Source organism: Paraburkholderia sp. DD10 (genome assembly GCF_049177125.1).
Lineage (GTDB): Bacteria > Pseudomonadota > Gammaproteobacteria > Burkholderiales > Burkholderiaceae > Paraburkholderia > Paraburkholderia terricola.
This window is the reverse complement of sequence record NZ_CP185392.1, coordinates 2,887,680-2,910,406: the sequence shown is the minus strand read 5'-3', so window position 1 is coordinate 2,910,406 and position 22,727 is coordinate 2,887,680. Positions and strand designations below refer to the sequence as shown.

General features: G+C 64.4%; 21 protein-coding genes. 14 read left to right on the top strand and 7 right to left on the bottom strand.

Annotated features, from left to right (window positions below):
• Nucleotides 1-72: 72 nt before the first annotated feature.
• Nucleotides 73-996 (top strand): SMP-30/gluconolactonase/LRE family protein, encoded by a 924-nt coding sequence (locus ACOCG7_RS13265; RefSeq protein ID WP_421375816.1) that lies wholly within the window; start codon nucleotides 73-75, stop codon nucleotides 994-996.
• Complete coding sequence (locus ACOCG7_RS13260; RefSeq protein WP_421375814.1) at nucleotides 993-1,931, top strand: YncE family protein; 939 nt, start codon at nucleotides 993-995, stop codon at nucleotides 1,929-1,931. Before ACOCG7_RS13265 ends, ACOCG7_RS13260 begins: the two co-directional genes overlap by 4 nt.
• 88 nt (nucleotides 1,932-2,019) lie before the next feature.
• On the opposite strand, the gene ACOCG7_RS13255 is transcribed toward ACOCG7_RS13260, so the two are convergent.
• The gene (locus ACOCG7_RS13255; protein ID WP_073428931.1) at nucleotides 2,020-2,958 is read right to left on the bottom strand and encodes a LysR substrate-binding domain-containing protein; all 939 of its coding nucleotides are present in this window, start codon (nucleotides 2,956-2,958) and stop codon (nucleotides 2,020-2,022) included.
• Between the two features lie 177 nt (nucleotides 2,959-3,135).
• On the opposite strand from ACOCG7_RS13255, the gene ACOCG7_RS13250 reads away from it, so the two are divergent.
• The 3 genes from ACOCG7_RS13250 to ACOCG7_RS13240 are packed head-to-tail and all read left to right on the top strand — an operon-like array spanning nucleotide 3,136 to nucleotide 6,969.
• Nucleotides 3,136-4,311 carry an L-rhamnonate dehydratase gene (locus tag ACOCG7_RS13250; RefSeq protein ID WP_421375812.1) on the top strand — a complete coding sequence of 392 codons (1,176 nt, stop codon included), beginning with the start codon at nucleotides 3,136-3,138 and terminating at the stop codon, nucleotides 4,309-4,311.
• Between the two features lie 22 nt (nucleotides 4,312-4,333).
• On the top strand, nucleotides 4,334-5,944 hold the full coding sequence (locus ACOCG7_RS13245) for an aldehyde dehydrogenase (NADP(+)) (protein WP_421377625.1): 1,611 nt from the start codon (nucleotides 4,334-4,336) through the stop codon (nucleotides 5,942-5,944).
• 26 nt (nucleotides 5,945-5,970) lie between these two features.
• The gene (locus ACOCG7_RS13240) at nucleotides 5,971-6,969 is read left to right on the top strand and encodes a 4-hydroxythreonine-4-phosphate dehydrogenase PdxA (protein ID WP_421375810.1); all 999 of its coding nucleotides are present in this window, start codon (nucleotides 5,971-5,973) and stop codon (nucleotides 6,967-6,969) included.
• A gap of 60 nt (nucleotides 6,970-7,029) precedes the next feature.
• On the opposite strand, the gene ACOCG7_RS13235 is transcribed toward ACOCG7_RS13240, so the two are convergent.
• The 5 genes from ACOCG7_RS13235 to ACOCG7_RS13215 form a co-directional block, all read right to left on the bottom strand.
• A complete protein-coding gene (locus tag ACOCG7_RS13235) occupies nucleotides 7,030-7,965 on the bottom strand; it encodes an amidohydrolase family protein (RefSeq protein ID WP_421375808.1) in 936 nt (311 codons plus the stop codon).
• Nucleotides 7,966-8,059: 94 nt separating this feature from the next.
• Nucleotides 8,060-9,346, bottom strand: coding sequence for an MFS transporter (locus ACOCG7_RS13230; protein ID WP_073428926.1), 1,287 nt, complete (start codon nucleotides 9,344-9,346; stop codon nucleotides 8,060-8,062).
• Nucleotides 9,347-9,402: 56 nt separating this feature from the next.
• Complete coding sequence (locus tag ACOCG7_RS13225; RefSeq protein ID WP_421375806.1) at nucleotides 9,403-10,335, bottom strand: YncE family protein; 933 nt, start codon at nucleotides 10,333-10,335, stop codon at nucleotides 9,403-9,405.
• Between the two features lie 258 nt (nucleotides 10,336-10,593).
• Complete coding sequence (locus ACOCG7_RS13220; protein ID WP_421375804.1) at nucleotides 10,594-11,286, bottom strand: NnrU family protein; 693 nt, start codon at nucleotides 11,284-11,286, stop codon at nucleotides 10,594-10,596.
• 84 nt (nucleotides 11,287-11,370) lie between these two features.
• Nucleotides 11,371-12,288: a LysR family transcriptional regulator gene (locus tag ACOCG7_RS13215; protein WP_421375802.1), complete on the bottom strand. Its 918-nt coding sequence runs from the start codon at nucleotides 12,286-12,288 to the stop codon at nucleotides 11,371-11,373.
• A gap of 126 nt (nucleotides 12,289-12,414) precedes the next feature.
• On the opposite strand from ACOCG7_RS13215, the gene ACOCG7_RS13210 reads away from it, so the two are divergent.
• The 3 genes from ACOCG7_RS13210 to ACOCG7_RS13200 all read left to right on the top strand — a co-directional run bounded on the left by ACOCG7_RS13210 (nucleotide 12,415) and on the right by ACOCG7_RS13200 (nucleotide 16,946).
• Nucleotides 12,415-13,119 carry an SDR family NAD(P)-dependent oxidoreductase gene (locus tag ACOCG7_RS13210; protein WP_421375800.1) on the top strand — a complete coding sequence of 235 codons (705 nt, stop codon included), beginning with the start codon at nucleotides 12,415-12,417 and terminating at the stop codon, nucleotides 13,117-13,119.
• 182 nt (nucleotides 13,120-13,301) lie between these two features.
• Complete coding sequence (locus tag ACOCG7_RS13205; protein WP_421375798.1) at nucleotides 13,302-15,866, top strand: hypothetical protein; 2,565 nt, start codon at nucleotides 13,302-13,304, stop codon at nucleotides 15,864-15,866.
• A 180-nt stretch (nucleotides 15,867-16,046) separates the two neighbouring features.
• Nucleotides 16,047-16,946, top strand: coding sequence for an aspartyl/asparaginyl beta-hydroxylase domain-containing protein (locus tag ACOCG7_RS13200; RefSeq protein WP_421375796.1), 900 nt, complete (start codon nucleotides 16,047-16,049; stop codon nucleotides 16,944-16,946).
• A 32-nt stretch (nucleotides 16,947-16,978) separates the two neighbouring features.
• Here the strand turns inward: ACOCG7_RS13200 and ACOCG7_RS13195 are convergent, their stop codons facing one another.
• Nucleotides 16,979-17,653 carry an HAD family hydrolase gene (locus ACOCG7_RS13195; protein ID WP_073428920.1) on the bottom strand — a complete coding sequence of 225 codons (675 nt, stop codon included), beginning with the start codon at nucleotides 17,651-17,653 and terminating at the stop codon, nucleotides 16,979-16,981.
• Nucleotides 17,654-17,798: 145 nt separating this feature from the next.
• On the opposite strand from ACOCG7_RS13195, the gene ACOCG7_RS13190 reads away from it, so the two are divergent.
• The 6 genes from ACOCG7_RS13190 (at nucleotide 17,799) to ACOCG7_RS13165 (ending at nucleotide 22,497) form a co-directional block, all read left to right on the top strand.
• Nucleotides 17,799-18,680 (top strand): RNA polymerase sigma-70 factor, encoded by an 882-nt coding sequence (locus ACOCG7_RS13190; protein WP_073428919.1) that lies wholly within the window; start codon nucleotides 17,799-17,801, stop codon nucleotides 18,678-18,680.
• A 181-nt stretch (nucleotides 18,681-18,861) separates the two neighbouring features.
• Nucleotides 18,862-19,341: a carboxymuconolactone decarboxylase family protein gene (locus ACOCG7_RS13185; protein ID WP_421375793.1), complete on the top strand. Its 480-nt coding sequence runs from the start codon at nucleotides 18,862-18,864 to the stop codon at nucleotides 19,339-19,341.
• 90 nt (nucleotides 19,342-19,431) lie between these two features.
• Entirely contained in the window at nucleotides 19,432-19,839 is a 408-nt protein-coding gene (locus tag ACOCG7_RS13180; RefSeq protein WP_073428917.1) for a cupin domain-containing protein, read from the top strand.
• 106 nt (nucleotides 19,840-19,945) lie between these two features.
• A complete protein-coding gene (locus ACOCG7_RS13175) occupies nucleotides 19,946-20,968 on the top strand; it encodes a LysR family transcriptional regulator (protein WP_073428916.1) in 1,023 nt (340 codons plus the stop codon).
• Between the two features lie 234 nt (nucleotides 20,969-21,202).
• Nucleotides 21,203-21,958 (top strand): SDR family oxidoreductase, encoded by a 756-nt coding sequence (locus ACOCG7_RS13170; RefSeq protein ID WP_421375790.1) that lies wholly within the window; start codon nucleotides 21,203-21,205, stop codon nucleotides 21,956-21,958.
• 23 nt (nucleotides 21,959-21,981) lie between these two features.
• Entirely contained in the window at nucleotides 21,982-22,497 is a 516-nt protein-coding gene (locus ACOCG7_RS13165; RefSeq protein WP_347143486.1) for an Ohr family peroxiredoxin, read from the top strand.
• The last annotated feature ends 230 nt before the right edge of the window (nucleotides 22,498-22,727 follow it).

Here is a 22,727-nt window from a genome sequence, read left to right as displayed (position 1 = left end):
CTTCGGCGGGGTTCGCGCATGACGCCGCGAGACACACAGCGAGCACACAGCGAGCACACAGCGAGAAGCGCAATGCACGATGACATAACGATCCACGATGCACGCGCAACCGGCCTCGTGCCGGCGGGCGCGGCGTTGGAACGGCTTTGCACCGGCGCGCAATGGAGCGAGGGGCCGGTATGGCTGCACGAGGACGCCTCGGTGCTGTGGAGCGACATTCCGAACAACCGCATCCTGCGTTGGAACGAGGCTGACGGCATGACGGTATGGCGCGATAACGCGGAATTCACCAACGGCCATGTTCGCGAGCAGGACGGCTCGATCCTGCATTGTTCGCATGGACAGCGGGCGATCGTGCGCACGCGTTTCGGCGCCGGCCTGTCGAATCCGCTCGACGAGATCGTGGTGGACCGCTACATGGGCAAGCGGCTGAATTCGCCGAACGACGTGGTGGTCAAGCGCGACGGCACGATCTGGTTCAGCGATCCGCCGTATGGCATCGTATCGGACCGCGAGGGACATCGGGCCGAGTCGGAGCTGGGCGACAACTACGTGTTCCGGTTCGATCCGCGCACCCGCGAACTGACGATTGCGACGGATTTCATCGAGGAGCCCAACGGCCTCGCGTTCTCGCCCGATGAAACGGTGCTGTACGTCTCGGATACTTCGGCGGCGCTCAGAAGCGACGGCGGCGGCCACCATCACATTGTCGCGTTCGACGTCGTCGATGGATGCACGCTTCACCATCCACGGATTGTCGCGGTGGTGACGCCCGGCCTTGCCGACGGTTTCCGCGTCGACGAAAACGGCTGGATCTTTACAAGCAGCGCCGACAGCGTGCAGGTCTATCATCCCGACGGCACGAGGCTCGCGCGCATCGGCGTGCCGGAGAAAGTGGCGAATCTCACGTTCGGCGGAGCAAACGGCAACGCGCTTTATATCTGCGCATCCACTTCCCTATACCGCATACGCCTGAACACGCGAGGAGCGACGTGAGTACCAATAACACCCTGCTGCTGGTGGAAAAATGCAGTCATTGCATTAGCTGGTACGACATCGAATCCGGCCGCCGTGTGCATTCGGTGGCGCTGCCCGATTTCCCGCACGAATTCGTCACCGACCGCGACAATCGCCACGCCTGGGTCGGGCACTACGGCGTGGAGACGTCCGGCCATGCGGGCCCTGGAGGCCACGCGTTGCTGCAGATCGACATTGCCGCGGGCAAGCAGGTGCGCACCATCGACCTGTCGCCGTTCAATCGCATTCACGGCTTGCAGATGGACGAGGCGGACCGCCTTTATGCGCTGAGCGAGGAGAAGGCCGCGCTCGTCGTGCTCGATCACCCGGCCACGGACGAGGCGCCGCGGCGAGCCGTGCCCTCGGGCGGCATCAAGAGCCATCTGTTCGCACTCACGCGCGACGGCCGGACGGCCTATTGCATGAATCTGCTCTCGCATACGGTCACGAAGGTCAAGCCGTGGGACCCGCTGGCCGTTCCGCTCGCCTGTCATCCCGGACAAAAGCCTGAGGGTTACTGCCTGAGCGGCGATGAACGCACGCTGTATGTGAGCAACCGCTGGAGCCGTTCGCTAACGGCGATCGATACGGAGACGATGCAAGTGGTGCGCTCGGCGCCGTCGCGCGACGACCCCACACGCATTTACCGTTGGAGCGATACGTGTCTCGTCGTGACCAACTACGGAGAACGCAGCCTGTCGATCGTCGATCCGACGACGCTTGCGGAGATCGATCACATTCCCCTGCAAGCGCGCGCGATTGCGCTGTCGTTCGATTTCGAAAGAGGTGTCGCATTCGTCTCGCAGGACGACGATCGCGTCGGCGTGTTCAACATGCATGCGCGACGCTTCGAACGGTATATCGCGACGCAGCGTGAACCGGACGTCTCGAAGGTCGTGCGCACGGCGCTCTAGGTAGTTAGCGCAGACCTGCGGATCGCCGGCCCGCATTCGAGGCCGCCGGCGCGCGTTGCAACCGATCGGGCAACCGACCAGCAACCGGTCAAAAACCGGCCTTGGCGGCGGCGCGGATCGCGTCGATGACGATTTGCGTGGCGGGCGTGGCGCGGCGATTGGACCGCAAGATCAGGCCATACGGCGCGAGGCGTCCGCGAAAGCGTGCGGGAACGACCGCCAGCGTGCCTTGCTCCTGATAGTAGCGGGCCACCGATGTCGGCAACACGGCGATCATGTCCGCCGCGAGCAACAGCGACAAGGTGGTGAGAATCGATGAGGTTTCGATCGTGTTTTCGGGCAGCGCGACGCGGCTATGACGAAAGGTTTGATCGATGATCTCGCGCATCGGGCTCGGATGCGGCTGAATGATCCACGGGTACTCCGCCAGCTCGCCGAGCCGAACCGGCGGCGTTCTCCCGCACACCGGATGCCGCGGCCGCGTGACGAGCGACAGCGGCTCTTCCCCCAGGGTCTCGAACGTCAGGTCGTCCGCCGGCCAGCCGTTGGGAACGCGCCCGACCACCAGATCCAGTTGATCTTCCTGTAGCGCCTGCACCAGCACGTCGCTCGTATCGATCTGCACGGTGATATGCAGCTTTGGGTGCGCTTCTTTCAACGCCACGATCGTGGTGGTCAACAGATCGGGCGACGGCGCCATCACCGCGCCGAGGCGGACCGCGCCGACATTGCCCGACTCGATCGCCACCAGTTCCTCGCGCAAGGTGCCGAGGTCGGCGAACACCACCCGCGCATAGCGGATGACCGCTTCACCGAAGATGGTCGGATCGATGCCCCGGGCGTGCCGCTCGAACAGGGTCACGCCCAGCAGATCCTCGAGTTCGTGCAGGGCCTTGGTGGCGGCCGGCTGGGTCATGCCGATCTCGTCCGAGGCGCGGCGCAGCGACCCGTGCTCCCATACCGCGAGAATCAGTTGAAGGTGGCGCAGGCGCAGCCGGGTTCGAATACTGGCGGTGGCTGGAATCATGGAGCGATAACTGGCATGAATCGGTATATAGCATTGTTTCATTGGTAAGTTATTGGGCATTCTCGCACACTACGAAGATGGCGCCACAGGGGACAACCCGTAAGCGCCCGCCAGCATGCGCTCTCACGAGCATGCAGCCGCTATCCAACCCGGTTCCTCGAACCCCGGAGACTTCGCATGAAAATCAAACATATCCGCACTCGCGTATTCGAATGGAAAGGCAAGGTCGTGCCGCCGCAGGCGCATTTCTGCACCAATGCGGTCGACATCCTGTATGAGCGCGGCGACGCGATGGGCTCGTTCCGCTTTCACGGCTGGCTGGTGGTCGAGATCGAGACGGATACGGGTGTCGTCGGCATCGGCAATTGCGCGCTCGCGCCGCGCATCGCCAAGCAGATCATCGACGAATACCTCGCGCCGATCGCGCTCGGCGAAGACCCGTTCGATACGGAATACATCTGGCAGAAAATGTATCGCCGCACGCTCGCGTGGGGCCGCAAGGGCATCGGCATGGCGGCGATCTCCGCCGTCGACATCGCCTTGTGGGACATCATGGGCAAGGTGGTCGGCAAGCCGGTGTTCAAGCTGCTCGGCGGACGGACCAAGGAAAAGATCTGGTGCTACGCGTCGAAGCTGTACAACAACGACGACCGCGACGCCTTCCTCGGCGAGGCACAGGGCTACCTCGACGAGGGCTTCACGGCCATGAAGATGCGCTTCGGCTATGGGCCGAAAGACGGCCCCAAGGGCATCGCGAAGAACCTCGAACAGGTGCGCTTGCTGCGCGAACTGGTGGGCGACGAAGTCGACATCATGCTCGAGTGCTACATGGGCTGGACGCTCGAATACGCCCGGCGCATGTTGCCGCGCCTCGCGGAATTCAATCCGCGCTGGATCGAGGAGACCGTGATCGCCGACGATGTCGAGGGTTACCAGGAACTGAAGAAGATGAACATCATCCCGATCTCGGGCGGCGAACACGAGTTCACCGTGTACGGCTTCAAGGATCTGCTGGAGCGGCGCGCGGTCGACGTGATCCAGTACGATACCAACCGGGTCGGCGGCATCACGGCGGCGCGCAAGATCAACGCAATGGCCGAGGCGTGGTCCGTACCGGTGATTCCGCACGCGGGCCAGATGCACAACTACCATCTGACGATGGCAAGCACGGCGAGCCCGATGGCCGAGTACTTTCCCGTATTCGACGTCGAGGTGGGCAACGAGCTGTTCTATTACATTTTCGAAGGCGAACCGCAGCCGCAGCAAAGCTTCCTCCAATTGTCGGACGAGACGCCGGGGCTCGGTTTGCGCCTGAGCGACAAGTACCTGAACGACTTCAACATCATTGAATGAGCCGGCGCCCGTGCCTATTGATATGACCGACCCGACCACGATCACCGGCGAGATGCCGATCGGCGCACGCAGGGTGCGAGGGGAAGCCGGATGTTTCCGCGCGCTCGATCCGGCCACCGGCGCGATGCTCGAACCGGCGTTCGGCTGCGCGACAGAAGCCGACGTGGCGCGCGCGTGCGAGTCGGCTCACGCGGCGTTCGACGCGTATCGCCGCACGCCGCCCGGCATACGGGCGGCTTTCCTCGAAACGATTGCCGCCAACATGCTCGCGTTGGGCGATGTGCTCATAGAGCGCGCCTGTGCGGAAACCGGCCTGCCGCGCGCGCGCATCGAAAGCGAACGCGGGCGCACGGTTGCGCAGTTGCGCCTGTTCGCGGCGCGAGCGCGTGAAGGCGACGGGATCGATGCGCGCATCGACGGCGCGCTGCCGGAGCGCAAGCCGCTGCCGCGCGTGGATATCCGCATGCAGCGCATTCCGCTCGGACCCGTCGCGGTGTTCGGGGCGAGCAACTTTCCGTTGGCGTTTTCCGTGGCCGGCGGCGATACCGCTTCCGCGCTCGCGGCCGGATGTCCGGTGGTGGTGAAGGCGCATGCCGCGCATCCGGGTATTTCCGAACTCGTCGGCCGGGCAGTGCAGGCGGCCGTGCTCGCGAACGGCTTGCCCGAGGGCGTGTTCTCGCTGCTGTTCGACGACGGCTTCGCCGCCGGCGCCGCGCTCGTCGCGCATCCCGCGATCAAGGCCGTCGGCTTTACCGGTTCGCGGCGCGGCGGCGTCGCGCTGATGAAAATCGCCGCCGCACGCGCGGAGCCGATTCCCGTCTATGCGGAGATGAGCAGCGTCAATCCGGTGTTTCTGTTGCCGGCCGCATTGGCCGCGCGCGGCAAGGCATTGGCGACCGGCTTTGTCGAATCGCTCACGCTAGGCGTCGGACAACTTTGCACCAATCCGGGTGTCGTGCTGGCCGTGGCCGGCGTCGCGTTCGAGCAGTTCAAGAACACCGCGGTCGCGCTGCTGGCCGCGAGGCACGCGGGCGTGATGCTGACGCCGGGCATTGCGGCTGCGTATGCAAGCGGCGTCGAGCGTCTGCACGAGCATCCGGCCGTGCGCGTGGCAGGGCATGGCGAAGCCGAGGGCGAGGGCGCCGCGGGCAGCCGGGCGCAGGCGGCGCTGTATGCGGTCGACGCCGACGCGCTGCTCGCCGATGCATCGCTTGCCGAGGAAGTATTCGGGCCGTGCTCGCTTCTGGTCGCGTGCCGGGATCTCGCGCAGATGCGTGAAGTCGCCGAGCGCCTGGAAGGACAACTCACCGCGACGCTGCAATTCGACGCCGCCGATCACGATGCCGCGCAAACGCTGCTGCCGGTATTGGAGCGCAAGGCCGGCCGCATCGTTGGAAACGGCTGGCCGACCGGCGTGGAAGTGTGCGACGCAATGGTGCACGGCGGTCCGTTTCCCGCGACGTCGGATGGCCGCTCGACGTCGGTCGGCACCGCGGCCATCGAGCGGTTCCTGCGGCCCGTCTGTTATCAGAACCTGCCGCAGCGCTTATTGCCCGATGCGTTGCACGATGCCAACCCGCTGGGCCTGCCGCGCCGCGTCGACGGCGTGCCGACGCAAGCGCCAATCAAATAACGCAATACCGTTCGAAGGAGCTTGAAATGAAACCACGCATTGCAGTGCTGCTGGGAGACCCGGCCGGCATCGGACCGGAACTGATCGCCAGGCTGCTGGCGCAGCCCGACAATCGCGAGCGCGCCGAACTGCTGCTGATCGCGGACCGGCGCGAGCTGGACGAAGGCATGCGCATCGCCGGCGTCGAATTCCCGTACACGGTGGCCGCGGATGCGCAAAGCGCGCGCTTCGCCGAGGGCGTGCCCGCGCTGATCGATTTCCGTCTGCCCGACGACGTACCGTACGCGCGGGCCGAAGCGAGCGAGCGCGGCGGCCGCTACTGTCTGGAGGCGTTCAAGCTGGCGCTCGCGCTGACGCAGCGGAACGTCACGCAGGCCGTGCTGTTCGCGCCGCTCAACAAGACCTCGTTGCATCTTGGCGGCATGCGGGAGAGCGACGAACTGGAGTGGTTCGCGCATCAGTTGGCGTATCGCGGCAGGTATTGCGAGTTCAATGTGATCGACGAGCTATGGACTTCCCGCGTGACGTCGCACATGGCGCTCAAGGACGTCAGCGCGAGGCTGTCGGTCGAGCGCATCGTCGAGGCGATCGATCTGATCGACGGCGGGCTCAAGGGCGCGGGCATCGCGCGTCCGAGAATCGCCGTGTGCGGCTTCAATCCGCACAACGGCGACAACGGCGCGTTCGGACGCGAGGAACTGGACGTGATCGCGCCGGCCGTGGAGTTGGCACGCATGCGCGGTTACGCGGCCGAGGGCCCGTACCCGGCGGACACGATCTTCGTGCGTGCGTTCGAGCAGCAAGCGTTCGACGGCGTGGTGACGATGTATCACGACCAAGGACAGATCGCGATGAAGCTGATGGGATTCTGGCGCGGCGTGACGGTTCATGGCGGCTTGCCGGTGCCGATCACGACGCCGGCGCACGGTACGGCGTTCGACATCCACGGTCAGGGGCGCGCCAATGTCGGCGCGACGCAGAAGGCGTTCGATATCGCCTGCAGGATGGCTTCGCAACGTCTTTGATGTGCTCGGGGACGCTCGTCCCCGTTGTTCCCACGATTGCCGATCGGACCCGCGAGCGGATCAGTCGCCGATCCGATAGAAGGCGATCGCATTGTGAGCGAAGATCCTTGCGATCGCCGCATCGTCATAGTCGGCCAGTGCTTCGAGCACGGCCTCCACGATAGTCGGAAAGCTCGCGCTGAGCGACGACACGGGCAGGTTGCTCGCGAACATGGCACGCTCGGGGCCGAAGATCGCGACAGCGTCGCGAATCACGCGGCGGTTGCTGTCGGCGTCCCATCGTCCGCCCGCGAGGCCAAACTCCGACAGCTTGACGTAGACGTTGGGGTTGGCCGCGAGTGCTTCGAGACCGCGACGCCACTCCGCCAGCCCCGCTTCCGATCGATCCAATGGCAAGCCGGTGTGATTGACCGCCATGCGGATGCGTGGAAACGCCGCCGCGACTTCCGCGGCTTGCGCGAGATGCCAGAACGGTACGCGCAAATCCCACGACAGGTCGTACCGTTCCAGCGCGGCGAGTCCGTCGAGCCAGCGCGGGTCCTGCATCGTGCCCGCTTGTCCCGTCACGCGCTCTTGCGGCGAACGCGCGGTCACGGGCTTCGAACGGATGCCGCGCACTTGCGGCCAGGCCATGTGAGCGGCCAGCACCTCGTCACGATCGGGCTGCACGAACGACACATGCGGCACGACGACCGAGGGCGTTCTGCTGCGCTCATGCACCTCGTGCAGCCAGCGCGTTTCGTCGACCTGCTGCATGCGCGAGCGTTCCGCCTCGATATGCACGCTGGCGACGACGCGGTACGGGTACGTGTCGCGCTGGTAGTCGTCCGCGAGATAGTCGCGGCGCAGCTTCTCGTATTCGCCGAGAAAGAATGCCGGACCGTGATAGGCGTCCTGCAGCCAGGGATAGTGGCCGCTTGCGAGATCCCAGAGATGGTGATGGGCATCGACGATAGCCAGTTGCGTTCCGGCGCGATGCGAGGGTTGCGTTGACATGACGGGAGCCGACTGAATCGAAACGGGTTGGGCTGGGGTTGGCTTGCTGTTGACGCATTCGGCGCGCTTTCGCGCGCCGGGTTCGGGCTCCGATCTACTCGTCGCACTTCGCGGGCAGCGTTGCGGCAATCAATCCTGCCAACACCAGCGCCGCCGCGAGACTGTAGACGCCGATGCTCGCGTTGTACTTCTGTATCAGCACGCCGACGAGGTAGGGTCCGCAGAAGCCGCCCAGATTGCCGAGTGCATTGATCACGCCGCGCGCGCCGCCGGCCACCTCGGCGCTGAACAGTCGGGGTGGAATGGTCCAGAACACGCCGGCCGCGGCCTGAAGGCAAACACCGCTGCCGATCAGGAACGCGTACGAGACCCAGGGCGTGCCCTGAAACCAGACGGAACCGAACATGCACAGCGCGAACGCGACGATCGGCAAGGCGACGAACAGTTTCCGCTTGCCCAGGCGGTCGGACAGATTCGAGATCGCCAGCATGCCGATCATCGTGCCGACGTAAGGCAGGATCGCCAGCAAGCCGACCTTCGTCATGCTGCCGTGCGTGAGATTTTTGAGGATCGTGGGCAGCCAGAGCGTGTAACCGTAGATACCCATCTGGTAGAAGAAATTCAAGCCGATGAGCCGCCACATCACGCCGTCCGCGAGAACCTGGCGCAATGACGCGCTCTTTGCCGCGTGGCCCGCGGTGCGTTCCTGCTCCGCGCGCAATTCGCCGAGAATGTACGCGCGCTCCGCCTCGGAAATCCACTTGGCGTCGGCGGGGCGGTCGCTTGCGAAGGCCCACCACACGAACAGAAACAGCAGCGACAGAATGCCTTCCACGATGAACAGGTAACGCCAGTTCAACGTTGCGATCAGCATGCCGGAGAGCGGCGCGGTCACGATGCCCGCTATCGGCACGAACAGGATCACGAGGGCGTTGGCGCGTCCGCGTTCCTTGTCCGGGAACCAGTTGCTGACCATCGTCAGCACGACCGGCAGCATGCCGCCTTCGGCCACGCCGAGTAGAAAGCGCAAAATCAGAAGCTCGGTATTGCTGCGCACGAAACCCGTGAGCACGGAAATCACCGCCCACGACACCAGCGACCACGCGATGAATTTCTTGCCGCTGCCGTGCACCGCCAGCCGGCCTCCGGGAATCTGCAGGAACAGATAGCCGAGAAAGAAAATGCCGCCCGCCATGCCGACCATGCTCGCGCTGATGCCGAGTTCGGCGCTCATGCCGCCCGGCATCGCGAAGCCGATATTGACGCGGTCCATATAGGAAATGATGCAGGCCATCAGGATCGGTGGAATGATCCGTGCCCAGCGCCTGCTTGGAATGGCCTGCGCGTGTTCCATCGGTACTGCGCTGCTGAAAGCGTCCATGTTGTCTCCTCCTGCGCGCCGTCGTGATTTGATATCCGCGGCGCTGGTTAGGGTTTTTACAGCGCGAGTATCGCGAGTCCGTCCGGTTCCTTGCCGACCGCGAAACCATGACGCAGCGTCAGCGTGGCGAGATCCAGCACGCCTACGCTGTTATCGTTGAACGCGACGTAGGCGAGCCCGCCGTCCGGATGAAACGAGACGGCGATCGGCTTGGCCACCGTGTCGACGCGGCCCAGCGCCTCCAGCGATTCGGGATCGAACACGCGGATGCTGCGCTCGCCGTAGTTGACGACCAGCAAGCGTCCATCCCGAGTGAGATAGAGGCGGGTCGGGTCTTCGCCGGTTGCCACGGTGCGCGTGACCTTCATGGTCGCGGCGTCGATCATCGAGAGCGTGTGATCGTCGCGGCTGGCGACGAACAGCACGGTTTCATCGCGGCTGAGACAGCATCCTTCGGGACGGCCGCCCGCATTGACCGCGAGCGGCGGCAGGCTGGCGTCGTAGGGATGCACGCGCGTCACCGTGTGCGACAGCAGGTTGCTGATGTAGGCCCGTTCCCCATCGCGCGACACGACGAACAGGTGACTCTTCACGCCGCCGCTCGGCACAGCGCGGTCGGGCACCTGGCGTGCGTGCGGATCGGCGAACACCAGCAGCATATTGTCGTGCTCGCTCAACGCGTAGACGCGGTCGCGGCTGTCGATCTGCAAGCCGTGAATTCGCGAGTACGGTTCGCAATCGAGTGTCAGCACATGCTCGCCGCGTTGAATGTCGATCACGAATACCTGATGCCCGCCGCGGCCCGGATGCGCGAATGTCTGCACGCCATAGTGCCCGACGTAGCCGAAACGTCCTTCACGATCGACGACGAATTCATGGGGATACTCGGGAAGCGCGACGCTGAACCGCTGTTCGCCTGTTGTAAGGTCGTAGCCACTGAACGCGTGGCCGAATTTCTCCACCAGAACGGCGGTGAGTGTGTGCGGCATGCCTGTCTCCTGACGTTGCGCGTATTTCTCACCCCTCTTGCGTTGCCTGTTCAATGAGGGCATACGGCGGGGGTAATGGATGCAGGCAAAGTATCGCCAGTTTCGCAATGAGCGACCACTGAATAATTTGGATCGAGATAGTCGCGGAGGTTATCGCTCGCGAGATGGAGAGGAAGGAGGAATGAGCGCAAACCGACGATCGGCTCGCCACTCGCGAACCGGTCGCGGCTAGTCGGATCTTCGACAGCGAGATTGCAGCTACAGCCAGCGCCAGATGCCCGCGGGCCAGCCTGAAAGTGGAAGGTGAGCCCAGCTCGCCGCGAGCCAGACAACGAGGCCGCCTAACAGCGCGTGCGAACCAAACCCGCCTAACCGCGCGCGGCCGGCAGCGATCGCCGCGAACGGCAGATAGCTCGTTTTCGCTTCCCACGCCGGCCAAAGATCGGGCTGGAGCCGCTGCTTCTTGCGGTCCTGTAATGCCGAGCCGACGAGCGCGAGCACGACGATCGCCACGGCGACGACGATGTTCTTCGCGACCGGGAACACCGCGACGTGACACAGGCCCCAGAGCGCGAACGACCACATCATCGGATGGCGCGTCACCGCGTACACGCCGCGCGCCGCGTCAGGAAACGAACCGGGCCGGCCGCCGGTGGGAAACGCCGGGTTGCGGATAAAAGAGCCCATGAGCAGGATCGAGGCGATCAGCATGACCACGGTCACGACCGCCCACAGACCGTCTCCGACCGGCCAAAGCGGCGCCGTGAGCGGCGCCTTTCGATAGGCCACGACCAGCCAGGCGAACGTCAGAAGTGCAACCACCGAATAGACGCCCTGGAACGGCGCTTCGCCAACGGCATCGACCAGCCGCCGGCGCAGCAGATGCGATAAGACCAGGTGACTGCCGACGAAGGCGGCTGCCGCCGCGACCACTGCATCGATGCTTCCCATTGACTCGGCTCCTCAAGTCACTCACCAGCGGATCGTATTGCCCTGAAGAATACTAGTTGGTGCGCGGCAAAAGTCCACCCGCCGTCACACCAAGGGCACCTGCTGACGACACACGCCGAGAACCAACTGCCGAAGCCAACGATGCACGGGGTCATTCTCCAAACGCGGATGCCACATCTGGTAAATCGTGAAACCGTCGGTCGCCACCGGAAGCTCGAACGAATACGTGTCGACGGATGCCGCGTGTTGCCTGTTCATGAAGGAGGCGGGCAGGAGCGCCACCAGATCGGACGCGCGAGCCACCGTCAACGCGGCCGGAAAGCTCGGCACGATCGCCACGGTGGTTCGTTCCAACCCTAGCCGGGCAATCGCGGCGTCGAGAGAATCGATGACCTGGCGACCGTGCGGCGCGACTACGTGGCCGAACGCCGCGTATTGCCGCGGGGTCACGTGTCGTTTCGCTTCGAGCGGATGCCCCTTTCTGACCACCCCCAGGTAGCGGTCGCGAAACAATGCCTGAACGCGTATTTCAGGCCCGGCGTCCTCCAGCACGCCAATCTCGAGATCGGCGGAACCGTTGCGCAGATACTCCGCGTTTCTTTCCCATCGCGATGAAAAGTGCAAGCGCACGAGCGGCGCAATGGCGGTCACTTCGGCGATCAATGGCGCACCTAAGGCTTCCACGAAAGCTTCATTGGCGCGAATCGCCAGTGTTCTGCGCAACGTTGAAAAGTCCGGCGCAACCGGCGAAGGACGGAGCAGGGCACGCGCCTCACGAACCATGTTTTCGGTTCGCTCGCGAATCTCCTCGGCATACGGCGTCAGCACCATCTGGCGTCCGGCGCGGACCAATAACGGATCGCCGGTTACAGCGCGAAGTCGAGTCAGCGTGCGACTCATGGCTGACGCACTCAAATGCAACGACCGTGCGGCACGTGTCACGTTTTTTTCGCTGAGCAACGCATCGAGCGCGAAAAGCAGATTGAGGTCCGGTTCAGGCATGGGTTGATCGTAGTAAGCCGAGGGGAGATAGGGCGTCCGATGCATATCTTAGTTGCATTCGGCGCGGCTTCCGCCATTGCTCATGTACCGCTACATTGGCTTTGACGATTTGCTCAAGAGGCTCCCATGCAAAACACACTTTCACGGAAAACCGTTCTTCTGATCGGCGCTTCCCGCGGCCTTGGATTGGCGATGGTTCAGGAATATTTGAAGCGCGGCTACCGGGTCATCGCCACCGGGCGAGCCGCGTCCACGGAAAAGCTTCGGCATAGCGCGGAAGCCTCCGCCGGCGCGCTCGAAGTGGACACCGTCGATATCACGATTCCCGAGCAGGTCGCCGCTTTGCGCGCCCGCCTTGCGAATCGGCGCATCGACGTGCTGTTTGTGAACGCGGGCGTCAAGAACGACGATCGCGAAATGATAGCGGGCGTCTCGACGGAAGAATTCATCCGGGTGATGGTAACGAACGCGCTGAGTCCGATGCGCGTGATCGAGGCGTTTCAAGACCTCGTTCCGCCGACTGGAACCATCGGCGTGATGTCGTCGGGGCAGGGCAGTATCACCAATGCCGCCAACGCGAATTACGAAGTCTACCGAGGGAGCAAGGCCGCGCTCAATATGTTCATGCGCACCTTCGCGGCTCGCAGCGCCAGCTATTCGCGCAGCCTTCTGATCATGGCGCCCGGATGGGTCCAGACGGATATGGGTGGTCCGACCGCGCGCTTGACCATCGAGGAAAGCATTCCGAACCTGGTCAATACGATCGAGGCCTATGAAGGGCGCTCCGGCTTGCATTACCTCGACTACCTCGGGAGAACCGTTCCGTGGTGACGAGCCACATCACGGAAAAGCCTGCGCTGATTGCGGGCCTGTCTTTGCCCGTTGCAATGATGTGCGCCTGTCGTCGCGTACTGCTGCTTCTGTTTTCGCTTGCGCGCTTAATGTTTCGTCGGCATCCGCGGTGAGCCACGCGGCACGCTGATAGCGTGGGGTCTTTCCTGGATTCCCCGGCTATGACGCGAATCTCCGGCACTGGCGGCCCTCCGCATGGACCCGCTTCCTCCCGCGACGAACAGCGGCCGCAGTCGACGTCCGCCTCGGGTTCTCGCAGGCTCGCGTCCGCCGCGTCGTCCGCTTTACCCGCGAGGCGTGTCGCGCGCGCGCAGGCCGGCGCGTCGCAGCCTGCAACGGCGAACCTGCCGCCGCGCGGACGTGCGCCCGCAAAACGCAGCCGCGACGAAAGCGGGCTCGACGCCGGGGCGGGCGCGAGCGGTTCGGGGCCCGCTGCCGCGAAGACGCGCCGCCGCATGGGCTGCGACGTGCTTGCCGCGTCGCTCAAGATGCTGGCCGACAATCCGCTGAACGGACTGGCCAAGGTCGCGAAACAACTCGAAGTGCCGGCTAATTTCATCGCGCGTTACGTCGGACGCGACGGGCTGAGAAAGGGTCCCGAAGTGTTTCAGGCATTTCCCGACTATCCGGAGTACGCCGCGTCGATCCAGGATTCGTTGCGGCGCATGGGTCGTCCCGAGGACGCCGAAGCGCTCGCGGCCGAACCCGCAACGGAAGGCCGGGGCCGTGAGCGCAAGCCGGTTACCGCGCAAATGGTGTTCGACGCCTTGTCGGCCTCGCAGCGCGACGGCGGCCGCAAACCGGCCGGCACGATGCGCGAATGGGTCACGGTGGAAGGCTGGCAGCAGCGCAATCTCGCCGATCGCCTTGCGAAAACAGCCGACTACCCCGAGTGGCGCGAGCAAATTCAGGCTTGCGCGCGGGCCCTGGGCATCCTGCCCGCCGACCATCAACTGCCCGAACCCGCGGCCAAAGCCCGGCGAGGGTTCGGCGCGGATCAACTGGTCCGCGCGCTGCGTCTCGTGCTGGAACGCAGGCAGGCGGCAGCCGGAGGCGGGCCTCGTCTGCCGGCGTGGAAGCAGCATCTGCGCGACAGTCTCGGCCTCGACACGGACACCGTGTTCAACTGGATCACCTCCGAAGGCCGGTTGCGCCGACCGGCGTCCAGCGTGTCGCAACTGCCGGGCTACGAGCAGGCCAGCGCCCGGATTCGCCAATTGTTGACCGAACTGGGCCACGCCGACCTCGTCACGGCGCTGCCCGAAGGGGCGGGACAGCGGCAACGCATGTGCGCTTCGAAGATCGTGGAGGGACTGGCGGCACTGGCCGACAACCCCGGCATATCGATGAAGGCCCTCGAACTGACGCTGGGCATTACCTATACGCAACTGGTCCGTTACCTCGGCATCGACGGCGCTCCGATGCCGCTCGAGCAGATCGCCGATATGCCGGACTACGCGTCCAACGTGGGAGCGCTTCGCGACGGCCTGCTGCGGCTCGGCCGCCCGGAAGTGGCGGCCGCCTTGCCCACGCCGCGAAGAGTCGCCGACGTCGCGGGTTCTTCCGGCATGTCCGCGCACGAACTGCTCGGCGTGGCCGACGCGCGTCTGCACGACGTCGTGGACGTCGCGCGAGCGCTGCGCGCCGAATCCGGCAAGCCGTTGGAAGACATCACGCGCGCGGGCGGCAGCGTCAGGCCGCTCGCGCGCATCCTGCTCGACGAACAGGGGATGGTGCGTGAGGTCGCCCATATCGAGCCGATGCTGACGGGCGCCGACGCCGGCACGCGCATGCGTCTTAACCGTCTGCTCGACCGGCTCGCCGCGGCGATCGCGCCTGCCGCCGCGGCGTCCCCGGCCCAGCATGCGCCGATGAAGCCTGTCCTGCTCACGGCCTGGGGCAATGCGCCGGATCGCATGCTGATCGTGGACCGCGAGACCACTCAGCCGACGGCCGGCTCGCGCGCCCGGCTCAGGGGAATCTACGCGGCGAACCCTGGCTTGATCCAGGCACAGCGCAGCTATGAAGGCGAGCGCGTTCCCCAGGTGTTGCGTTGGCTCAGCACGGTACTCAAGCGGAGATTCCCCGAAGGTCACGAGATCCAGTGTTTTTTCCGGCCCGCCACCGGGAGCGGGCCGGGGACGATCGTCGTGTCGTCGAATGTGCGGGAGGTCAATGAGCGGCTTCAGGCCTTTCTCCAAAGCGAGGATCTGGAGGTGCTGCTCGACGAAGCAGGCGCGCACGGTCCCGCGGATCAGACGGATCGCGGATGGCGTCATGGCACGAAGCTCGCGACCCGTATCAATCCGGCGGCGGACCCGCATCCCACGCCGGAATCCGACGAAGTTTTCGCGGCGATCGCGGCCCGCCATTTCCATGTGCCGTTACGCGGCGAAGTATTCAACGGCATGTCGGTCAATCTGCACGCCGAGCGGCGCATTCAGAACGAGCTTGGCAAAACGTTTCAGGAGTCGGTCGACCTGAAGCGGCTGGCGGGCACCATGCGGCCTTGCGGCAGTTGCGCGGACGAACTGGGCGCCGCGCCGGAGGTTCATCGCGGGCCGTACTGGATGAACCGCTCCGCTCGGGCCGGCACGTCGAGCGACGAAGCGATGGCGCGTGACGCGCAGGCAGGCGCGGGCACGTCGATCACGCTTGCGCGCAACGGCCGGCTGACCTTCGAACACGACACGGACAGCGATTCGGATGCCGAGCCCGCCGAGTGAGTGAAGGGCGCAGGCCTGATCGTCCTGTCGACGTCTTGTCGACGTCGATCGCTGGATGCGTACAAGAATGCGGTTCATGGCATGCCGCCGTGGCAATGGAACACGTGCACGCAGACGACGAATTTTTTCGAAGTTGTGTAATCTTGTCATCGTCAAAATTCCGGAGAGGTTCTTTGAGCGATGCGCTTGGCTTTTCTTTTCCTATTCTTTTTGTGCGCGAGTTTCACGCACTGGCGCGGGAAAGTTCGTCACGGTAGTTTCTTCAGGCAGTTGACCGATCATTCCACGTTCACCGCGCCGCTCAACTGTTTTGCGTATCTTTTTTCGTCGGTGCCCAATACGCCGTATATCTCGCCGCAACTGCTGCCGGAACTCGCGTTACTAAAGCGTGAATGGCGTGTATTCCGTGAAGAGGCGCTTGCGTTGGTCGAAGCAAGCCGCATTCGGGCGGCCAGTACGTATAACGACGTCGGGTTCAATTCGTTTTTCCGCACTGGCTGGAAGCGGTTTTATCTGAAATGGTACGGCAGTCCGCATCCGTCGGCGCAAGCGCTTTGCCCTCGCACTGTCGAGATTCTGCAACGCATTCCGTCGGTCAAGGCCGCGATGTTCGCCATGCTGCCGGCCGGCGGCTCGCTCAATCCGCATCGCGATCCCTACGCGGGCTCGCTCCGCTATCACCTGGGCCTGATCACGCCGAACGACGACCGCTGCGCGATTGTCGTCGACGGCATTCCTTATTCCTGGCGGGACGGGGAAGACGTGGTTTTCGACGAAACCTATTTGCACCACGCCGAGAATCGCACGGAGGAAGATCGCATCATTCTCTTTTGCGACGTTGAACGACCCATGAAGTTCGCCTGGGCGCAGGCAATCATCCGGGCGATTGGCGACGCTCTGTTACGCGCCGCGGCGTCGCCGAACGATGTCGGCGACCGCACGGGCGGCATCAATCGGCTATTTCGTTATGTTTATTCCGTGCGGCTGCTCGGCAAGCGGATAAAAGCCTGGAATCGGATGGCTTATTACGCCATCAAGTGGTGTCTGGGCGCGGCGATCGTGATAGCCATCATCTGGTAGCTCGTCAGCGGCATCACCGCCGCGCCGCGCCTTCACGGCCGCGCGGCAACTTCGTCCAGGTGCTCCAGCAAATCGGCGGGGTCGTCATAGACGCGCAGCGCGCCGGCGCGCTCCAGTTCATCGGTGCCGTATCCGCCCGACAGCAATCCGACGCCTAGCGCGCGGCACCGCTGGGCGGCGAGCATGTCCCAGATGCTGTCGCCCACCACCACCGCTTGCTCGATCGGTACGCCGAGGCGCGCCGCGGCGGCGATGAACAGGTCCGGGTCCGGCTTCGCGTATTTGACGTCGTCGCGCGTGACGACAACCGCCTTCGCCGGATCGACGCCCAGCGCTTCCAGATTGATCGCCGCGGTTTCCATGCGGCCGCTGGTCGCCACGGCCCACGGCGTGCCGGCCTGCGTCAGCGCGGCGAGCAGCTCGCGCGCGCCCGGCAGCGGGCACACCTGGGCGCGCAGCCGTTGATAGGCGTCGGCGTGAGCGCGGCGCAGCCGTTCGCCCAGTTCGGCGCTGATTTCATGGTGCGTTTCCCGCAAGAGCTGGTTGGTGAAGAGGCCGCCGCTCATGCCGATCTTGCGATGAATCCGCCACACGGACAGCGGAATGCCTTCGCTGTCGAGTGCTTCCTTCCAGGCCAGCACGTGCTGATAAACACTATCGACGAGCGTTCCGTCGAGATCGAACAGAAACGATGTCTGAATTCGCATGATGGGCTCCGTGGGTAACCGTTTGCGCCAATAATAGTGCAGCATTCCGGCTGAAGCATACAGGCTCCCTTCGGCGACACGTCGCCGCCAGTGTCGATTCGCGCGCGCAGGCTGCGCTGGTTTTCATGCAAGAGGACATCCGTTCATGGACAACGACGCACATGCCTTTAACGGGCTGCGCCCGCGACTGCAAAAGATTGCGTATCGAATGCTGGGGTCGGTCGCCGAGGCCGAGGATATCGTGCAGGACGTCTGGCTGCGTTGGCATGCCGCGGCGCGAGAACATATCGAAAACGCGGAAGCGTGGCTGGTCGCCGTCACCACGCGCATGTCCATCGACCGGCTGCGCGCGGCGAAGATTCAGCGCGAACACTACACGGGCATCTGGTTGCCCGAGCCGCTGTTGACCGACTCCCCGGCTACGCCCGAGGAAGCCACCGAGCGCGCCGACGAGGTCTCCGTGGCTTTTCTCGCGCTGCTCGAGCGGCTGACGCCGGAAGCACGGGCGGCCTTTCTGCTGCGCGAGGTTTTCGACGCCGACTACGACGAAGTCGCGCAAGCCATCGGCAAAACGGAGGCGGCGTGCCGTCAACTGGTGAGCCGTGCCAAGGCGCAACTGCGCGACGAACGCCCGCGTCACATGGTGCCGCGCGAAACGCATCTTCGCCTGTTGCGCATGTTCGCGCAGGCGCTGGAGCGCGGCGAGTTTCCGGCGATCAACGCATTGCTGGCCGAGGACGCGACGCTGTTCGGCGACGGCGGCGGCAAAGTCCAGAGTTTCCCGAAACCGCTGGCGGGCGGCCGGCGCATCGCGCAGCTTTTCTACGCGTCGTCGCGGCGTTATGGCAGCGAACTGAGCGTCAAGCTCGTGGTGCTCAACGGCCAATGGGCGCTGCTGCGCTTTATCGAAGGCCAACTCGAATCGGCACAGTCGTTCGAAACGGACGGCGAGCGCATCGTTCGCATCGACGTGCAGCGCAACCCCGAGAAGCTCGCGCGCATCGCGGCGGTCCACGCCGGCGGCTGAGCGCCGGGCCTCCGGTGAACGCGCGTTTACGTCGATATTGGTGCCTGGCGGACAACACTGTGAGCCCGCCCGCCCGCCTACCGCGATGCCCCGCGGCCACCTACGATGACCTCGTGCGGCTCATCGCCGCTCAGGTCACCCGCCATGCAGGGTGTTCGCTCATCGTCGCCGGGAGAAAATCATGTCGCAGCGCCTCAACTATATTCAGCAATCGCCCGAACTGTTCAAGAAGTTTTTCGAACTTAGCAATCTGCTCAAAGATTGCGCGATCGAGGAATCGATCCGCGATCTGGTATCGATCCGCGCATCGCAACTCAATGGCTGCGCCTTTTGCCTCGACATGCACGTGAAGGAAGCGCATATCCACGGCGAGCGCGAACTGCGCATCCATCACATCGCGGCGTGGCGCGAGTCCACGCTTTTCGCACCGCGCGAACGCGCCGCGCTCGCGTGGACGGAGGTGCTGACCAGGCTGCCCGAACACGGCGTGCCCGACGAAGTCTACGAGCGCGTGCGCACCCAGTTTTCCGAAAAGGAACTCTCGGACCTGACGTTCGAAGTGATGGCGATCAACGGCTGGAACCGCGCCAATGTCGCGTTCAGGACGGTGCCGGGTTCGTCCGACAAGCTCCTCGGTCTGGACAAGGCGAATCTCGCCTGAGCGGACGCGCTTCGCCGTCTCCGCCGCTCTTTCCCTGGTTCAGGCCCCCAGGCCCGCATGGGCGGGCCGCGTCGTTCAGGAACAACCATCATGCGAAATTTGAAACATACCGCTCTGGCAGCGCTCGTCGTCGCGGGCTTGTCGATGGGCGTGGCCCGCGCCGAGGCGCCCCACGCAATCGTCACGCCGTTGACGACGCAGCCGCTTGCCGACTATCCGGGCAAGGAAGTCACGATGATCACCGTCGAATATCCGCCGGGTTCCGTGGACCCGGTTCATCGGCATCATGCGCACGCCTTCGTCTACGTCCTGGAAGGATCGATCGTGATGCAGGTGAAGGGCGGCAAGGAAGTCACGCTGACGCCCGGCCAGACCTTCTATGAAGGTCCGAACGACGTGCACACGGTCGGACGCAACGCAAGCGCGACACAGCCGGCCAAATTCGTCGTCGTGCTGCTCAAGGACAAGGGCGCGCCTATCCTCGTTCCCGAAAAGTGAGCACATCGGCAAGCCGCATTAAAACCGGCGGCGTTTTTCACCGGGTCTGTCACAAACAGTAGCGCTGGTACGTCTAGTCGCTATGGACTTCACGACTCGCGCTCCCATGCCAGATCAATCACCACGCCGCCCCCTGGTCGGCGCCGACGACCCGTTCGCAAGCAGCTTCGCGACCAGCTATGCCGGCGTCGTTTCCTTCCTGGCCGTTGCCAACGAAGGCAGCTTCGCCCGCGCGGGCGATCGGCTCGGCATCGGCCGCTCGTCGGTTAGCCGCAACGTGCAGAAACTCGAGGCCCAGCTCGACGCGCGCCTTTTTCTGCGCACCACGCGCAGCACGTCGCTGACGCGCGAGGGCGAACTGTTCTACGAGAACTGTCAGCCAGGTATAGCGCGCATCGCACAAGCGCTGGAGGACATGCGCGAACTGCGCAACGGGCCGCCGCGCGGCCATCTGCGGATCGCCTCGACGCCGGGCTTCGGCCGCAAGATCGTCGCGCCGCTGTTGCGGGGCTTTCATGCGGGCTATCCCGAGATCGCGCTGGAATTGCTGCTCAACGATCGGCCCGCCGACTTCACCGCCGATCGCGTCGACGTGTCGTTTCGCGACGGGCGCATGGAAGACAGCGGAATCGTCGCGCGCCAGTTGATTCCGATGCAGATGCTCGTCTGCGCGTCGCCCGCTTATGCACGCGTACACGGCTTGCCGCGGCATATCGACGAACTGGACAAGCATCGTTGCATCAATTTCCGGGCCGCGTCCGGTCGTATCAGGGAATGGGCGTTCAAGGTCGACGGCCTGTCGCAGCGGCGCCAGCTCGCCGCGCAGCACACGTTCAACGACCCGGATCTGATCGTGCAGGCGGTGCTGGATGGACTGGGCATCGCGCAGTTGCCCGCGTATCAGGTGTGCGACCTGCTGCGCGACGGACAGTTGCTTAGCTGTCTCGCGCAGCATGCGCCGGACGACGGCGGACATTACCTCTGCTATCTCAGCCGAAAGCAGCTTCCGGCGCGCGTTCGCGTGTTCATCGACTACATGACGGAACACACGCGAGCGCTCGATTTGCAGTGCCTGACGACGATGGCAATGACAACGGCAACCACAACCACGTTATCGACGGTCGAATGACGGCGCCTCGCCCGCTATGCCTGGATTGATGCGCCTGATGCAACACGGTGCGTGCCTCGGCGGCGCTACCGCATGACGCAATACATGCCTACGATGCTTGATGTACGGATGAGACGCGCGTCGCAGACCATCCGGCAAAGCACCGGCAGGCGCATCGCGTAAGGCGCCGCGAAGCCGGAGTCGACAAGTTGACGGGCGGCGCAAGAGCCGCGCGCAAGCGCATGGAGAAGCATCATGAAGATCGTCGTGATCGGTGGAACCGGGCTCATCGGCAGCAAAGTCGTCAAGAACCTTCGCGCGCGCGGTCATACCGTCGTCGCGGCGTCGCCCGCATCGGGCGTGAACACCATCACTGGCGAAGGTCTGAGCGAGGCGTTGAGCGGCGCGAATGTGGTGGTCGATCTGGCCAATTCGCCGTCGTTCGAAGATGCCGCCGTGCTCGAATTCTTCGAGACTTCCGGGCGCAATCTGTTTGCGGCGGAACTTGCCGCGGGCGTACAGCACCACGTCGCACTCTCGATCGTCGGCGCGGACGAGCTGCCGCAAAGCGGCTATATGCGCGCCAAGGTCGCTCAGGAAACGCTGGTCCGCGAATCGGGCGTGCCCTATACGATCGTCCGTTCAACCCAGTTCTTCGAATTCCTTGGCGGCATCGCGCAAGCGGGCAGCGAGGGCGAGACCATACGGCTGTCGTCCGCCTTGTTTCAGCCGATCGCATCGGACGACGTGGCCGCGGCCGTCGCGGACTTCGCCGCCGGCGAACCGCGCAACGGCATCGCGGAGATCGCCGGCCCGGAACGCGCTCGAATGGCCGACATGGTGCAGCGTTTTCTTTCGGCGACGCACGATTCGCGCAAGGTCGTCGCCGATGCGCACGCCCGTTATTTCGGCGCGGAGTTGCAGGACGACTCGCTCGTGCCAGGCGCCGACCCGCGTCTCGGCAAGCTGAATTTCGACGCGTGGTTCAAAGAGACGCAAGCCACGCAATAAGCCATGAGCCGACGAGGCGCGCCATGACCACCTTGCGTCCACCGCCGCTGTCGCTGCTAGACAAATATCACGGGCAAGACACGCAAACGCTTTATTCGACCACGGTCACCGTGACGGGCGGCGACGCGGGTCACGGGCGCGCGTCGGGCATCGCCCGTTCCGACGACGGCAATCTCGCCGTCCACTTGCGATTGCCGAGGGCGCTGGGCGGGCCTGGCGGCGGCACCAATCCCGAGCAACTGTTCGCGGCGGGTTACGCCGCCTGCTTTCACGGCGCGCTGAGCTTGCTGGCCGCGCGGGCGGGTATTCCGGTTCCCGACGCCTCGGTGGACGTCACCGTCGATTTCGGCCGCGATCCGATGGACGGCCTGTTCATCCTGACCGCGCGCACCTTGATTCGCCTGCCCGGTGTCGAGCGCGCCGTCGCGGAGGAACTGGTGCGCAACACCGAACGCTTTTGCCCTTACACCAAGATGGCGCGCCAGGGAATCGAGAATGTCGTCGCGCTCGCGCAGCCGGACGACGCCGGCCAATCATGACGCCAGCGTTGATCGAGCGGCTGGGTTCACCGTTCGGGCTTCTCCCGAGCGAGGGCAAAGGCCGATGCCGCCGCCGCTTACGCCGCGCATGAACCGAATTCCATCGGGTCTGGACGCGGCTACAATGCGCCTGAGTTCAGTCCTCCTCGTCGCTCGCCGAGGACATAGGACAGTGCGCAACAATGCGTCGAATGGCGTATCGGGTTAACACGCGATGCCTTCACGCGACC